The following is a 15,181-nucleotide window of genomic DNA, read 5'->3' as shown; positions in this document are numbered from 1 at the left end:
GCTCACAGCAGGCTGTTCCGTCTCACACACCCGAACCTGCGGGCACGGAGTCGGTCGCCTCCGTCCACAGATCCTGCTCGGCGCGATCCGCCTGGATCTGGCGGTACACGAGGAGCCCGCCGATGGCAGCCAGTGCGACCAGGAGAAGCTTCTTCACCGCGCGACCTCGTCTTTCCTTGACGTAAGGGACTTCTGCCGCCCGACTATACACACCGGCCGATACCGATCGGTGACCTCCCTGGAACCCAACCGCCGCACCGCTCCCGGCACTCGTCCGGGCATCTTCCGGACCGCTCACCACCCCCGGAAGACGCTTTTCCGGACCGGTTGAACCATAAGAGTGGTGTTCATCAGAAGATCGGCGCAGCGGGGGCGTCGGTCCAGGAATTCGGCAGCCACATCCACATCATCAGAAAGGTAAGCAAACCGGACCACCTGAAAGCGAGGGGCCATGAGCACCTTCAGGGTCAAGAGCATCTGGACCGCCTTCATCACCGCCTTCTTCGCACTCCTCGCCTCGCTGGGCCTCGCCACGGCGCAGGCCACGGCCGCGCAGGCCACGGCCGCGGAGCCCACGACCACGACCCAGGAGCACACGGGTGCGACCGCGGCAACCGCGACCACCCCGTCGGTGCGATGGACCCTTCCGCGTGACAGGGCGCTGCCACCCACGATGAAGCAGCGCATCCGCGCCGAGGCCCACGGTTCCTCACCGGCCACCCGCCAGCTGTCCGCAGACACCACGGACGCCGCGCACGCGACGAACAGCACCCGCTCCACCCACGGCGGCACACCTGCCGGGGACTCGTCCCCGCTACCGCCCTGAGAGCGCCTCGGACGACACACAGGGCCCCTGGTCCGGTTCACACCGGACGGGGGCCTTTCCCGTGCGCGCGCCCCTGAGCGGCGCCCGTCCGCACGTACACACCCAGGACAGGCACTCCCCGAGCAATCCCGGAGCCGAGGAACCGCGGGCAGCAACGACCCGCCAGGCGTCACCCAGGAGTCACGCCCAGGGCCCCACTGCCGCAGGAGCCCGGCAGGACACACCCCCGGGAGGCCGGATCCGGGAACCGCGGCCCTCCACGGGAGACCGGATCCGGAAGACATCCGATCCGGCCGGCAACCGCAACGCAGAAGGCCCCCGGTCCGTGTGGACCGGGGGCCTTCTTGCTTGTGGGGCTAACAGGATTTGAACCTGTGGCCTCATCCTTATCAGGGATGCGCTCTAACCAACTGAGCTATAGCCCCGCCGCGCTGTGCGCTGACTTCTGAAGATTAGCGCACGTCGGGGCCAGTCCCAAAATCGATACCCGGTGCCCTACTCGTCCTCGGCCAGAGTGAGCTCCACGCCACCCACGAAGCCGGCCGACAAGTTGTAGATGAAGGCACCCAGCGTCGCCAGCGCAGTGGCCAGCACCACATCGATCACCGCGATGACCGAGGTGAAGATGAGGACGCGCGGCAGCGACAGGAACGACTGCAGATCGAAGCCGTTGCTCTCGTTCGAGCCGGTGGCCTCACTGATCGTGCCGCCCACGGTGGAGAAGACGCCCATGGCGTCCATCACCATCCACAGGACCGCCGCAGCGACCACCGTGCAGATCCCCAGTGCGATGGACAGCAGGAAGCTGACCTTCATCACCGACCACGGATCGGCCTTGGCCACCCGCAGGCGGGCCTTACGGGTACGCGGAGTGGTCCGCGCCCCGGTCCGGGGCCGACGCGTCGCCTGTACGCCGCCCACGCCCTGCGCACCGCCCTGTGTGCCGCCACCCTGCGTACCGCCCGCGGGGGACGGGTACGCCTGCGGCGGGTGATAGGGCCCCGCCTGGCCCGGTGCGGGCTCACGCTCACCGGGCAACGGCCCGGTCGCGTACCCCTCGTACTGGGGCTGAGGTCCCCGAGTGTCCGTCACAGTTCCCCCTTGGGAGTCCGTGGCAGGGCCACGGGCACCGCTCGCTCCAGCTCCGGAAGAGGCCGAACCGGCGCCCGTGGCTCCACTCACGCTCTACTCCTCGTGCTCCCCGGCCGAGGGCTCCGTGCCCTCGACAGTGCCCTCAACCACGCTCTCGGCATGGGCCTCGACCGTGTTGCCTTCGGCTTCGTCGGTCCCGTCGACCTCTTCGGCCTCACGACCGGCCTCGGCGTTGCGCGCGATACCGACGACGGCATCGCGCTTGCCCAGATTGATCAGTTGGACGCCCATGGTGTCACGGCCCGTCTCCCTGACTTCATTGACTCGCGTACGAATCACACCACCTCCGAGCGTGATGGCGAGGATCTCGTCCGTCTCCTCCACCACCAGCGCCCCGACGAGCGAACCGCGGTCCTCCACGATCTTGGCGGCCTTGATACCCAGACCACCACGACCCTGGACGCGGTACTCGTCGACAGCGGTCCGCTTCGCGTAACCACCGTCGGTCGCAGTGAACACGAACGTACCGGGCCGGACAACATTCATCGAGAGCAGTTCGTCGCCTGCACGGAAACTCATGCCCTTCACACCCGAAGTGGCACGGCCCATCGGGCGCAGCGCATCGTCCGTCGCAGTGAACCTGATCGACTGGGCCTTCCTGCTGATGAGCAGCAGGTCGTCCTCGGCCGACACCAGCTCCGCACCGATCAGCTCATCGTCCGCACCGCTCTCCGTCTCACGAAGGTTGATGGCGATGACACCACCGGAACGCGGAGAGTCGTAGTCCTTCAGCGACGTCTTCTTCACCAGGCCGCCCTTGGTGGCCAGGATCAGGTAGGGCGCCGCGTCGTAGTCACGGATCGCCAGGATCTGCGCGATCTGCTCGTCCGGCTGGAACGCCAGCAGGTTCGCCACGTGCTGACCACGCGCGTCCCGGCCGGCATCGGGCAGCTCGTACGCCTTCGCCCGGTACACCCGGCCCTTGTTCGTGAAGAACAGCAGCCAGTGGTGCGTCGTCGACACGAAGAAGTGGTCGACGATGTCGTCTTCCTTGAGCTTCGTCCCGCGCACGCCCTTGCCGCCGCGCTTCTGCGAACGGTAGTCGTCCGTCTTCGTGCGCTTCACGTAGCCGCCGCGGGAGATCGTGACGACGATGTCCTCCTCGGCGATCAGGTCCTCGATGGACATGTCACCGTCGAAGGGCACCAGCTTGGAACGCCGGTCGTCGCCGAACTTCTCGACGATCGCCGCCAGCTCCTCGCTGACGATCTGACGCTGCCGCTCGGGCGACACCAGGATCGCGTTGTACTCGTTGATCTTCGCCTGGAGCTCGTCGTGCTCGGCGGTGATCTTCTGGTGCTCCAGCGCGGCCAGCCGGCGCAGCTGCATCTCCAGGATCGCGTTCGCCTGGATCTCGTCGATCTCCAGCAGGCCCATCAGGCCCTCGCGTGCGATCTCCACCGTGTTGCTGCGACGGATGAGTGCGATGACCTCGTCGATCGCGTCCAGCGCCTTGAGCAGACCGCGCAGGATGTGCGCCCGCTCCTCCGCCTTGCGCAGACGGAACTTCGTACGCCGGACGATGACCTCGATCTGGTGCGTCACCCAGTGCCGGATGAACGCGTCGATCGACAGCGTGCGCGGCACCCCGTCGACGAGCGCCAGCATGTTCGCGCCGAAGTTCGTCTGCAGATCGGTGTGCTTGTACAGGTTGTTCAGCACGACCTTGGCGACCGCGTCACGCTTCAGCACGACCACCAGGCGCTGGCCGGTGCGCGAGGACGTCTCGTCACGGACGTCCGCGATGCCGCCGACCTTGCCGTCCTTCACCAGGTCGGCGATCTTCTGCGCGAGGTTGTCGGGGTTGGTCTGGTACGGAAGCTCCGTGACCACCAGGCACTGACGCCCCTGGATCTCCTCGACCGCCACGACCGCACGCATCGTGATGGAGCCGCGGCCCGTGCGGTACGCGTCCTCGATGCCCTTGCGGCCCACGACGAGCGCACCCGTGGGGAAGTCCGGGCCCTTGATGCGCTCGAGCAGCGCGTCCAGGAGCTCCTCGTGCGAAGCCTCCGGGTGCTCCAGGTACCACTGCGCACCGGCCGCGACCTCGCGGAGGTTGTGCGGCGGGATGTTGGTGGCCATACCGACCGCGATGCCCGCCGAACCGTTGATCAGCAGGTTCGGGAAGCGCGCCGGGAGAACCACCGGCTCCTGGTTGCGGCCGTCGTAGTTGTCCTTGAAATCGACGGTCTCCTCGTCGATGTCCCGGACCATCTCCATGGACAGCGGCATCATCTTGCACTCGGTGTACCGCATCGCCGCGGCCGGGTCGTTGCCCGGAGAACCGAAGTTGCCGTTGGAGTCCACCAGCGGCATGCGCATCGACCAGTGCTGCGCCAGTCGCACGAGCGCGTCGTAGATCGAGGAGTCGCCGTGCGGGTGGTACGTACCCATGACGTCACCGACGACACGGGCGCACTTGTAGAAGCCCTTCTCGGGCCGGTAGCCGCCGTCGTACATCGCGTACAGCACCCGGCGGTGGACGGGCTTGAGACCGTCCCGCACGTCGGGCAGCGCACGCGACACGATGACGGACATCGCGTAGTCGAGGTAGGAGCGCTGCATCTCCGTCTCGAGCCCCACGGGCTCGACACGCATGCCCACACCCGCGATCGCGGGCTCCTCTTCGGGTGTCACAGGGGTGTTCTCGTCGGCCATTGCTGGTCAAAGTCCTTTCGAGCTGCGGCTTGCTTGTACGGCCGACTCAGATGTCGAGGAAGCGGACGTCCTTGGCGTTGCGCTGGATGAACGAGCGCCGCGCCTCGACGTCCTCACCCATCAGCACCGAGAACAGGTCGTCGGCCTGCGCCGCGTCGTCCAGCGTGACCTGGCCGAGCACCCGGTGGTCCTGGTCCATCGTCGTGATGCGCAGCTCCTCGGCGTTCATCTCGCCGAGACCCTTGAAGCGCTGGATCGAGTCTTCCTTGATCCGCTTGCCGTTCTGCTTGCCGAGCTCCACCAGGGCGTCGCGCTCACGGTCGGAGTACGCGTACTCGAAGTCGTCCCGGCCCCACTTGATCTTGTAGAGCGGCGGACGGGAGAGGTACACGTGCCCGGACTCGACCAGCGGCCGCATGAACCGGAACAGGAACGTCAGCAGCAGGGTGTTGATGTGCTGGCCGTCGACGTCGGCGTCCGCCATCAGAATGATCTTGTGATAGCGGAGCTTCTCGATGTCGAAGTCCTCGTGGACCCCGGTACCGAAGGCCGAGATCAGCGCCTGGACCTCGGTGTTCTGCAGGATCTTGTCGATCCTGGCCTTCTCGACGTTCAGGATCTTGCCCCGGATGGGCAGGATCGCCTGGTACATCGGATTACGGCCCGACTTCGCCGAGCCGCCGGCGGAGTCACCCTCGACGATGAAGATCTCGCACTTGGTGGGGTCGTTCGACTGGCAGTCGCTCAGCTTGCCCGGCAGCGAGGCGCTCTCCAGCAGCCCCTTACGGCGGGTCAGGTCACGCGCCTTACGGGCAGCGACACGCGCCGTGGACGCCGCGATGCCCTTGCGGATGATGTCCGCGGCCTCGTTGGGGTTCCGGTCGAACCAGTCCGTCAACTGCTCGTGGACGACCTTCTGCACGAAGGTCTTGGCCTCCGTGTTGCCCAGCTTGGTCTTCGTCTGGCCCTCGAACTGCGGCTCGCCCAGCTTCACCGAGATGATCGCCGTCAGGCCCTCGCGGACGTCCTCACCCGTGAGGTTGTCGTCCTTCTCGCGCAGCAGCTTCTTGTCGCGCGCGTACCGGTTGACCAGAGAGGTCAGCGCCGCACGGAAGCCCTCCTCGTGCGTACCGCCCTCGTGCGTGTGGATCGCGTTGGCGAAGGAGTAGACCCCCTCCGTGTACTGCGTGTTCCACTGCATCGCGATCTCGGCCGAGAGGAGTCGCTCCTTGTCCTCGGCCTCGATGTCGATCACCGACTGGTGAATGACGTCGCCCTTGCGGGAGTTCAGGTACTTCACGAAATCGACGATGCCGTTTTCGTAGTGGTACGTGACCGTGCGGGCGGCCTCCTCCTCGGCGGGCTCGACCGCGTCCGCGCTGTCCGCGCCCGCCGTCGCCTTCGCCGACTCCCGCTCGTCGGTGAGCTTGAGGGTGAGGCCCTTGTTGAGGAACGCCATCTCCTGGAAGCGGCGCGAGAGGGTCTCGAAGCTGTACTCGGTGGTCTCGAAGATGTCCCCGTCGGCCCAGAAGGTGACCGACGTACCGGACTCATCGGTGGCCTCGTGCTTGGCCAGCGGGGCGGTCGGGACACCGAGCTTGTAGTCCTGGGTCCAGCGGTAGCCGTCCGTCTTGACCTCGACGGCGACCCGTGTGGACAGGGCGTTGACGACGGAGACGCCGACGCCGTGCAGGCCGCCGGAGACGGCGTAACCGCCGCCGCCGAACTTGCCGCCCGCGTGCAGGACGGTCAGCACGACCTCGACGGCCGGCTTTCCTTCGGACGGCACGATGCCGACCGGGATGCCTCGGCCGTTGTCGATCACGCGCACCCCGCCGTCGGCGAGGATCGTGACGTCGATCGTGTCCGCGTGGCCGGCCATCGCCTCGTCGACAGAGTTGTCGACGACCTCTTGGACGAGGTGGTGGAGACCGCGCTCACCGGTCGAGCCGATGTACATACCAGGTCGCTTGCGGACCGCGTCCAGGCCCTCGAGGACCGTGATCGCGCTGGCGTCGTACGAGGCGGTGACCTCGCCGTGCGCACCGGCTGTGGACGGGTTGTTCTCGTTGGGGTTGCCGGAATCGGCCACGAAGCGCCCTTTCTGGCACAGCACAGGCCGTTCTCCGGACAGGCGGGAGCGGCTGCGTCGTTCGGCTTGTATCGACGACTCCCGCATGGAAGCGGGATTGTCCATCAGTCTACCGGTAGCGCCGACATGAATGGGGGTTTGCCGGTACCTGAGTCCGCATGTGCCGCCCTGAATGAGCGCCTGCCGACTCCCCATATTCAGGAAGGGGCTCTGAGAGGCTCACGCGGGCATTGAGCGCTTCGGGCTGTCAACCTCCCACTACGGTGAGGGACGCCTCACACTTGCCACCTGGAACGAACCACCGCACAACCGTGCAATCAGGTGGACAAGGGCAAACCGCGCAACGGCACCGAAGAGGGCGCTCCGCCCCTCGCAAAACCCCGGCGCCGGCCGTGATCACAGGAGCCCGGAGCAGGAAAATCCCTGCTCAGCCGTATGTGTCCCCCGGGCCCGTACTCCCCGGCGCCCGCAGCGGACCGAATTTGCGCTGCGGACCGCCAGGCCCCAGCACCTTGATCATTCTCACCGTGCCATGGCCCAGATCCGTGTTCAGCCTGGCCACCAGCTGCGGCGCCAGCAGCCGCAGCTGAGTCGCCCACGCCGTCGAATCGCACTGCACCGTCAGCACCCGCTCGGCCGGATCCTCGTCGTACCGCAGCGGCACACAGTGATTGGCCAGATCGTCGCCCACGATCTGCGACCACCGCCCCATCACACCGCCCACGGCCGCCGGGGTCTCCCAGCCCCGCTCCGTGATCAACCGGTTGATCGCCGACCCCAGCGCCAACGGATCACGGCCGTCGGACCGCGCACCCGACCTCAGCCCACCACCACGCCTGGCCTGCTTCTTCTGCTGCGCCGCATCACCGCGGGCACGGGCCTGCTCCTTCGCCGCACGCAGCGCCACCCGCGCCAGATCGACACCCGACACCTCGGGCTGCTTCGCCGCGGCACCGCTCACCGGATCCGGCAGCGCCCGCCCGCCGTTCTCTCCCCGGCCGCTCACAGCCGCTCCACCTCACCCGCGGACACCGCGTACCGGGCACCCGCCAGCACACCCGGGACGTCGTCGTCGACCGCCGCCGTGACCAGCACCTGCTCACCCGGGGCCACCAGCTCCGCCAGCCGCTCACGACGCCGCGCGTCGAGCTCGGCGAACACGTCGTCCAGCACGAGCACCGGTTCATTGCCCTCGGAGCGCAACAGGTCGTACGAGGCCAGCCGCAGCGCCAACGCGTACGACCAGGACTCCCCGTGGCTCGCGTACCCCTTCGCAGGCATCCCGCGCAGCCCCAGCACCAGATCGTCACGATGCGGACCGACCAGTGTCACGCCCCGCTCGATCTCCTGCTTACGGGCCTGGACGAGCGCCGCCATCACCTGCTCGTACAGCTCCTCGCGGGTGCGCGCGGGCTCCACGTCGGCACCGACCGAGCTGCGGTACTCCAGCGTCACCGGGCCACCGCCCGGCGCCACGTCCGCGTACGCCTTGTCCGCCAGCGGCTGCAGCGTCGCGATCAGGTCCAGGCGCTGGGCCAGCAGCTCCGCCCCGACCTGGCCCAGATGCTGGTCCCACACGTCCAGCGTGGACAGATCCATCGACCGGCCGCCGTGCCGGCGGGCCATCGCCGCGGACTTCAGCAGGGTGTTGCGCTGCTTCAGCACCCGCTCGTAATCGGACCGGACGCCCGCCATCCGCGGCGAACGCGCCGTGATCAGCTCGTCCAGGAAGCGCCGACGCTCACCCGGGTCGCCCTTCACCAGGGCCAGATCCTCGGGAGCGAACAGCACGGTCCGCACTATCCCCAGCACGTCACGCGGCCTGACCTGCGACGACCGATTGATGCGGGCTCGATTCGCACGGCCCGGATTGAGCTCGAGCTCAATGAGCTGCGACCGCTCGCCCTGAGTGACCGCGGCCCGGACGACAGCACGCTCCGCGCCCATCCGCACCAGAGGGGCATCGGACGACACCCGATGGCTGCCGAGCGTCGAGAGGTAGCCGACGGCCTCCACCAGATTGGTCTTGCCCTGGCCGTTGGCCCCCACGAACGCGGTGACGCCCGGGTCGAGAGGGACCTCGACCCGGGCGTACGAGCGGAAGTCGGCCAGCGAGAGATGCGTGACGTGCATGTTCGCCGACCCTTTCCGACTTCGTGCTCTGCGTTCTGCCGTGCTGCGTACTACTACTTCTTGTTCTCGACCGCGTGCCCGCCGAACTGGTTGCGCAGCGCGGCGATCATCTTCATCTGCGGGGAGTCGTCCTGCCGCGAGGCGAACCGGGCGAACAGGGACGCCGTGATCGCGGGCAGCGGCACCGCGTTGTCGATGGCGGCCTCGACCGTCCACCGGCCCTCACCGGAGTCCGCGGCGAACCCACGGAGCTTGTCGAGGTGCTCGTCGTCGTCCAGCGCGTTGACCGCCAGGTCGAGCAGCCAGGAACGGATGACCGTGCCCTCCTGCCAGGAGCGGAAGACCTCACGCACGTCCGTGACGGAGTCGACCTTCTCCAGGAGCTCCCAGCCCTCGGCGTAGGCCTGCATCATGGCGTACTCGATGCCGTTGTGAACCATCTTCGCGAAGTGGCCGGCACCGACCTTGCCCGCGTGGACGGAGCCGAAGTCACCCTCGGGCTTGAGCGCGTCGAAGACCGGCTGCACCTTCGCCACGTTCGCGGCGTCGCCGCCGTACATCAGGGCGTAGCCGTTCTCCAGGCCCCAGACGCCACCGGAGACACCGCAGTCGACGAAGCCGATGCCCTTGATGCCCAGCTCCACGGCGTGCTTCTCGTCGTCGGTCCAGCGGGAGTTCCCGCCGTCCACGACGATGTCGCCCGGGGAGAGCAGCTCGGCCAGCTCATCAATGGTGGACTGGGTCGCGGCACCCGCCGGAACCATCACCCAGACGACGCGCGGACCCTTGAGCTTGCCCACAAGCTCTTCGAGGCTGTGGACATCGGCGACGTCCGGGTTGCGGTCGTAACCGATGACGGTGTGGCCTGCGCGGCGGATGCGCTCGCGCATGTTGCCGCCCATCTTGCCGAGGCCGACGAGACCGAGCTCCATCAGAGATTCCTTAAGCGTTGTGCCGATTCGTACCCGGGACCGAGCCTACGCCCGGCCGGGGACAGCGCGGCGGGCCTGCTCAGCGCTGAGCGTGCCCGCCGGAAGCTGCCGTGACAGGAACGATCGCCGGATCAGCCGGAGAGGCGGACCGGCATGATCAGGTACTTGTACGCGTCGTCCGCCTCGGCGTCGACGGCGGGACGGCCGCTGAGCAGGGCGGGCTTGGTGGACGTCGTGAAGGAGAGCTGGGCGACCGGGGAGTCGATCGCGCTGAGCCCGTCCAGCAGGAACGTCGGGTTGAAGGCGATCGAGATGTCGTCACCCTCGAGCACGGCGTCGACGCGCTCCACAGCCTGTGCATCGTCGCTGGAACCCGCCTCCAGGATCAGCACACCCTGCTCGAAGCTGAGCCGCACCGGGGTGTTCCGCTCGGCGACGAGGGCCACACGCTTGACGGCCTCCACGAACGGGGCGGTCTCGATGACCGCGACCGAGTTGAACTCGGTGGGGAAGAGCGTCCGGTACTTCGGCAGGTCGCCCTCGAGGAGGCGCGTCGTCGTGCGACGGCCCGCACCCTCGAAACCGATGAGGCCTTCACCGGCACCCGAGCTCGACAGCGCCAGCGTCACCGTGTCACCGCTGGTCAGCGCCTTGGCGGTGTCCAGGAGCGTCTTGGCGGGCACCAGGGCGACGGCAGAGGCGTCCGGGTTCTCGGGCTTCCACAGGAACTCACGGACCGCGAAGCGGTAGCGGTCGGTCGAGGCGAGGGTGACGGTGTCGCCCTCGATCTCGATCCGGACACCCGTGAGGACGGGCAGCGTGTCGTCACGGCCGGCGGCGATGGCGACCTGGGCCGCGGCCGAGGCGAAGACCTCACCCGGGACGGTGCCGGTCGCGGTCGGCATCTGCGGCAGTGCCGGGTACTCCTCCACAGGCAGTGTGTGGAGTGTGAATCGAGAGGAGCCGCACGCCACGGTGGCCCGCACACCGTCGGTGGAAATCTCCACCGGTCGGTTCGGCAGGGCGCGGCAGATGTCGGCGAGGAGCCGGCCGGAGACGAGCACCGTGCCTTCCTCCTCGATCTCGGCGTCCACCGAGACCTTGGCCGAGACCTCGTAGTCGAAGCTCGAGAAGCTGAGGGCTCCGTCACCGGCCTTCAGCAGAAGGCCCGCAAGAACGGGCGCCGGCGGACGGGCCGGGAGGCTGCGGGCCACCCAGGCCACCGCCTCCGCGAGTACATCGCGCTCCACCCGGATCTTCACCGGAACCGCCTCCTGCTGTTGCTCGCTCGCCCTGCTGGCCTTCGTCGTCTGGTTCGGGGTCTCCCTGCCGAGGGGCTGAGGGGAGGACGCCGGGGTCCAGTCTGACGTACGGCACCGACACTCGTTGCTGCTCGGGGTCAAGTCGCGACAAGCGGTCCTCGGAGGTCCCGGCCCAAGTTGTGCACAGGCCCCACTTCGAAGCGGATTCCTGGCTAACTCTGAGTGGCAGTAGTAGTAGGGCCTGTGGAAACCGTGGATAACGTCGTTTCCGCAGGTCAGTGCCCGTTTTTTGTCCACCGACCCTGTGGGCGGCACCGGTGGACAACTTGGTGTTTCTGTGGACACCCGAAAGTTCTGCACACCCGATGCACAGGTGGGGGTTACTTCTCCCCAGGGCTGTCCCCAGCTTTACCCAGGTTCCCCACAGCCCAACCGAGCTCCTTGGTGTGACGCCTTTCACTCTCGGCAGTGAAAGCGGGTGTTGAGTTGCCGAACAGTGGACAGGGGTGTGGAGAAGCTGGGGACAACAGGGCCCAGCCTGTGGGCCGACGGTGGACAACATCATCGAGCCCCTGTGGACGAAAATTCTGTCCACAGGCTGTGGATCATCGTTGACCACAAATCCCCAGGCATGTGACCTGGCCTGATGGAGTATCGACAGCGGGCCCTGTGGATGCAATCTGGACAACTTCATAGTCCCCAGGCTGTGGATGCCCATTTCCTCATGGATCTGTGGAGAAGGGCATGTTCGCGGGCCGTATTCGAACACTCGGGGTGTCTCGCGAGGGTGCGGAGTGGCTCGGAACGTGCTGTGCGCGGGTCGGACGGACGTCCGGGAGGGCCTCCGCGGAGGCCCATGCGTCTCTTCCGACGGACTCCGGGCGGCTTCTCACAGCTTCCTGGCGAAGCTCTGCGGTCCCGTTTTCCGCAGCACCTGCCGGTCCGGCGCCCTCTTACGGCAGCCGTGGTCAGGCCTCCGGATGACGAAAAGCGCCCCGCGAGGACTCCTTGTGGTCCTTGCGGGGCGCCCCGGGTTCGCGCTGCGGAGGGCCGGCTCGTCAGCCGTTCTTGATGCGGTTGGTGAGCTCGGTGACCTGGTTGTAGATGGAACGCCGCTCCGCCATGAGTGCACGGATCTTCCGGTCGGCGTGCATCACCGTGGTGTGGTCGCGTCCGCCGAACTGAGCACCGATCTTGGGCAGCGAGAGGTCCGTCAGCTCGCGGCACAGGTACATGGCGATCTGGCGCGCCGTCACCAGCACGCGGCTGCGGGAGGATCCGCAGAGATCCTCCACCGTGAGACCGAAGTAGTCGGCGGTGGCCGCCATGATGGCCGGCGCGGTGATCTCGGGCGCCGAGTCCTCGCCGCCCGGGATGAGGTCCTTGAGGACGATCTCGGTCAGACCGAGATCCACGGGCTGCCGGTTGAGGCTGGCGAAGGCGGTCACGCGGATCAGCGCACCCTCCAGCTCGCGAATGTTGCGCGAGATGCGGGAGGCGATGAACTCGAGTACCTCGGGCGGTGCGTTGAGCTGCTCCTGTACCGCCTTCTTGCGCAGGATCGCGATACGCGTCTCCAGCTCGGGCGGCTGCACGTCGGTGGTGAGGCCCCACTCGAAGCGGTTGCGCAGCCGGTCCTCCAGCGTCACCAGCTGCTTCGGCGGCCGGTCCGAGGACAGCACGATCTGCTTGTTGGCGTTGTGGAGCGTATTGAAGGTGTGGAAGAACTCCTCCTGCGTCGACTCCTTGCTCGCCAGGAACTGGATGTCGTCGACCAGAAGGATGTCCACGTCGCGGTACCGCTTGCGGAAGGTGTCGCCCTTGCCGTCGCGGATCGAGTTGATGAACTCGTTGGTGAACTCCTCGGAGCTCACGTACCGCACGCGGGTACCCGGGTAGAGGCTCCGCGCGTAGTGCCCGATGGCATGGAGCAGGTGGGTCTTGCCGAGCCCCGACTCCCCATAGATGAAGAGGGGGTTGTACGCCTTCGCCGGCGCCTCCGCCACGGCTACCGCCGCCGCGTGCGCGAAGCGGTTGGAAGCGCCGATGACGAAGGTGTCGAAGAGGTACTTGGGGTTCAGCCTGGCGTGCGGCTCACCGGGACCGGGTGCGGGTGCGGGCTGGGCACCCATGGGGCCGGGGCCGCCGCCACCGGTACGTCCGGTGCCGGGACCGCCCTGACGGTGCTGGGGCTGCTGGTCCTGCAGATCATGACGGTCGCGCGCGTCCCGCTGCTGCTCGTAGCCCTGGCGCTCCGGCGGCTGCGGCCGGTAGTCGTGCTGAGGCTGCTGGGGCCGGGGGCTCGCGTACGGATCGCGGTCCTGGTATCCGCCGTGCCGGGGCTGCTGCCAGGAGAGGTCCTCCTGGGAGCGTGGCCAGGCGCCGGGCTCCGGGCGCTGCTGCTGGTAGTCCGGGTAGGCGGGACGGGCTGTCGGCATGCCGTCGTCGGAGGGGCGGTGGCCGTAGTTGTCGTACCCGTCGTTGTGCGAGGGGTCGTCGCGCTGTGGCCCTTGGTAGCGGTGGGACTGCTGGCCTTGGTGCGACTGGTGCATCGGAGGTGCGGGCGGGGCGGGGGGTTCGCCCGCGGAGTCGTCGACGGTGATCGCGATCCGGATCGGCCGGCCGCACTCCCGGGTGAGCGTCTCGCTGATGAGCGGCGCGAGCCGGCCCTCCAGGACGCGCTTGCCCCATTCGTTGGGTACGGCCAGTAGTGCGGTGTCAGCGACGAGTGCCAGCGGCTGGCAGCGCTCGATCCACTGCTTGTCCTTCGGCTCGATGCCCTGCTGGCCCTCCCCGAGGAGTTGTTCCAGCACTCGTGGCCACACTGCGGCAAGATCGGCAGGTACGTCAGCCACAAGGCACGCTCTCTCGCATGTCCCACGAATGTGTGGTTCTCGGGACGGGATGGGTCGGGTCGGGTGAGGCCCGGCAGGTGGGAAGGAAAGGAACCGGAGTTCAGCCACGGTAGTCAGGGCGACCCGCACGGTTCAAGTTGTTGTCCACAGGCTGTGTATAGACAGGGGGTGGCGCGGAGCCGGTTTGACCGGATGGCGTAGCCGCGCGTACCGTGACCAGGTCGAGTTGTCGATGGCTGCTGCCGCCTGCCTCCGATGGGCAAAGATCACGATCTGTGATTGTGAAGCGGTGCACTAAGGCGTTTACGCGAGTTCCTCGTGGGCGCACGGTGACAGCCAGGCGATGTCCCGCCAACACACGAATCATTTCTGGAGCCCCCGAGTGAGCAAGCGCACCTTCCAGCCGAACAACCGTCGTCGCGCCAAGACCCACGGCTTCCGGCTTCGCATGCGTACCCGTGCCGGCCGCGCGATTCTCGCGAACCGCCGTGGCAAGGGTCGCACCAACCTGTCCGCCTGATCGCGGCCAGGTCATGACGTGCTGCCTACCGAGAATCGGCTGAGGCGGCGCGAGGACTTCGCGACCGCGGTACGCCGAGGACGTCGGGCCGGACGCCCGCTACTCGTCGTACATCTACGCAGCGGTGCCACGGACCCGCACGTGACTGGGGAGAGTGCTTCCCCGCCACGTGCGGGTTTCGTTGTCAGCAAAGCAGTGGGTGGAGCGGTCGTGCGCACCTCGGTGAAGCGGAAGCTTCGCCATCTGGTCCGCGATCGGCTGGCTCAGCTGCCCCCCGGTAGCCTTGTTGTCGTACGAGCGCTGCCCGGATCGGGTGACGCCGACCATGCACAGCTGGCCCGAGACCTGGATGCCGCTCTGGAGCGGCTGCTGGGAGGGGGCGCGCGATGAAGTACCCGCTGCTGGCTCTCATCAAGCTGTACCAGTGGACGATCAGCCCACTCCTCGGGCCTGTCTGCCGCTACTACCCGTCGTGTTCCCACTATGGATATACGGCGATCGACCGGCACGGTGCGATCAAGGGAACTGCGCTGACGGCATGGCGCATTCTCCGTTGCAATCCGTGGTCACCCGGCGGCGTGGATCACGTACCGCCACGCAAACGTCCGCGTTGGCACGAACTGCTGCGCAGCCATGTGCGTGGTGGCAAGGGCGGGGACTCCGCCGCCGTTGTGCCTTCCGGGGGGTCGGTCTCCGAACCCCTGAGCCCGGCCACAGAGACCTCGCCCAAAGCTCAAGGAGCCTGATT

General features: G+C 67.5%; 13 protein-coding genes and 1 tRNA gene. 4 read left to right on the top strand and 10 right to left on the bottom strand.

What is annotated here, in order from left to right; translation table 11 throughout:
• Positions 1-22 precede the first annotated feature (22 nt).
• On the bottom strand, positions 23-157 hold the full coding sequence (locus tag OG257_RS19535; RefSeq protein WP_003958712.1) for a DLW-39 family protein: 135 nt from the start codon (positions 155-157) through the stop codon (positions 23-25).
• A 294-nt stretch (positions 158-451) separates the two neighbouring features.
• Between OG257_RS19535 and OG257_RS19530 the strand changes: the two genes are divergently transcribed.
• Entirely contained in the window at positions 452-826 is a 375-nt protein-coding gene (locus OG257_RS19530; protein ID WP_329209127.1) for a DUF6344 domain-containing protein, read from the top strand.
• 351 nt (positions 827-1,177) lie between these two features.
• On the opposite strand, the gene OG257_RS19525 is transcribed toward OG257_RS19530, so the two are convergent.
• From OG257_RS19525 to dnaA, 9 genes are all read right to left on the bottom strand, one after another.
• Positions 1,178-1,251: transfer RNA gene (locus OG257_RS19525), tRNA-Ile, on the bottom strand.
• A gap of 70 nt (positions 1,252-1,321) precedes the next feature.
• Positions 1,322-1,918 (bottom strand): DUF3566 domain-containing protein, encoded by a 597-nt coding sequence (locus tag OG257_RS19520; RefSeq protein WP_329209125.1) that lies wholly within the window; start codon positions 1,916-1,918, stop codon positions 1,322-1,324.
• Positions 1,919-2,011: 93 nt separating this feature from the next.
• The gene (gene gyrA / locus OG257_RS19515; protein ID WP_329209124.1) at positions 2,012-4,639 is read right to left on the bottom strand and encodes a DNA gyrase subunit A; all 2,628 of its coding nucleotides are present in this window, start codon (positions 4,637-4,639) and stop codon (positions 2,012-2,014) included.
• A gap of 46 nt (positions 4,640-4,685) precedes the next feature.
• Complete coding sequence (gene gyrB / locus OG257_RS19510) at positions 4,686-6,755, bottom strand: DNA topoisomerase (ATP-hydrolyzing) subunit B (RefSeq protein WP_329215196.1); 2,070 nt, start codon at positions 6,753-6,755, stop codon at positions 4,686-4,688.
• A 403-nt stretch (positions 6,756-7,158) separates the two neighbouring features.
• A complete protein-coding gene (locus tag OG257_RS19505; protein WP_383174840.1) occupies positions 7,159-7,737 on the bottom strand; it encodes a DUF721 domain-containing protein in 579 nt (192 codons plus the stop codon).
• Positions 7,734-8,864, bottom strand: coding sequence for a DNA replication/repair protein RecF (recF, locus tag OG257_RS19500; protein WP_329209123.1), 1,131 nt, complete (start codon positions 8,862-8,864; stop codon positions 7,734-7,736). The genes OG257_RS19505 and recF overlap by 4 nt, the downstream gene beginning before the upstream one ends.
• 53 nt (positions 8,865-8,917) lie before the next feature.
• Complete coding sequence (gnd, locus tag OG257_RS19495; RefSeq protein ID WP_329209121.1) at positions 8,918-9,796, bottom strand: phosphogluconate dehydrogenase (NAD(+)-dependent, decarboxylating); 879 nt, start codon at positions 9,794-9,796, stop codon at positions 8,918-8,920.
• A gap of 131 nt (positions 9,797-9,927) precedes the next feature.
• Complete coding sequence (gene dnaN, locus OG257_RS19490; RefSeq protein WP_329209120.1) at positions 9,928-11,058, bottom strand: DNA polymerase III subunit beta; 1,131 nt, start codon at positions 11,056-11,058, stop codon at positions 9,928-9,930.
• 1,058 nt (positions 11,059-12,116) lie between these two features.
• Positions 12,117-13,913 carry a chromosomal replication initiator protein DnaA gene (gene dnaA / locus OG257_RS19485; RefSeq protein ID WP_329209118.1) on the bottom strand — a complete coding sequence of 599 codons (1,797 nt, stop codon included), beginning with the start codon at positions 13,911-13,913 and terminating at the stop codon, positions 12,117-12,119.
• 382 nt (positions 13,914-14,295) lie between these two features.
• On the opposite strand from dnaA, the gene rpmH reads away from it, so the two are divergent.
• From rpmH to yidD, 3 genes are read left to right on the top strand one after another with little or no spacing between them, the layout of a single operon-like run.
• Positions 14,296-14,433: a 50S ribosomal protein L34 gene (gene rpmH, locus OG257_RS19480; RefSeq protein WP_078850492.1), complete on the top strand. Its 138-nt coding sequence runs from the start codon at positions 14,296-14,298 to the stop codon at positions 14,431-14,433.
• Between the two features lie 18 nt (positions 14,434-14,451).
• Positions 14,452-14,823, top strand: coding sequence for a ribonuclease P protein component (gene rnpA / locus OG257_RS19475; RefSeq protein WP_329209114.1), 372 nt, complete (start codon positions 14,452-14,454; stop codon positions 14,821-14,823).
• Positions 14,820-15,179 carry a membrane protein insertion efficiency factor YidD gene (gene yidD, locus OG257_RS19470; protein WP_329209112.1) on the top strand — a complete coding sequence of 120 codons (360 nt, stop codon included), beginning with the start codon at positions 14,820-14,822 and terminating at the stop codon, positions 15,177-15,179. The genes rnpA and yidD overlap by 4 nt, the downstream gene beginning before the upstream one ends.
• Positions 15,180-15,181: the final 2 nt, after the last annotated feature.

This window comes from Streptomyces sp. NBC_00683 (assembly GCF_036226745.1).
Lineage (GTDB): Bacteria > Actinomycetota > Actinomycetes > Streptomycetales > Streptomycetaceae > Streptomyces.
This window is presented reverse-complemented; position numbering and strand designations above follow the sequence as displayed.

Excerpts from the sequence above, each read along its gene's own strand:
- OG257_RS19530 (WP_329209127.1), top strand. The coding sequence starts at position 452 with ATGAGCACCTTCAGGGTCAAGAGCATCTGGACCGCCTTCATCACCGCC.
- gyrA (WP_329209124.1), bottom strand. The coding sequence starts at position 4,639 with ATGGCCGACGAGAACACCCCTGTGACACCCGAAGAGGAGCCCGCGATC.
- yidD (WP_329209112.1), top strand. The coding sequence starts at position 14,820 with ATGAAGTACCCGCTGCTGGCTCTCATCAAGCTGTACCAGTGGACGATC.
- gnd (WP_329209121.1), bottom strand. The coding sequence starts at position 9,796 with ATGGAGCTCGGTCTCGTCGGCCTCGGCAAGATGGGCGGCAACATGCGC.
- recF (WP_329209123.1), bottom strand. The coding sequence starts at position 8,864 with ATGCACGTCACGCATCTCTCGCTGGCCGACTTCCGCTCGTACGCCCGG.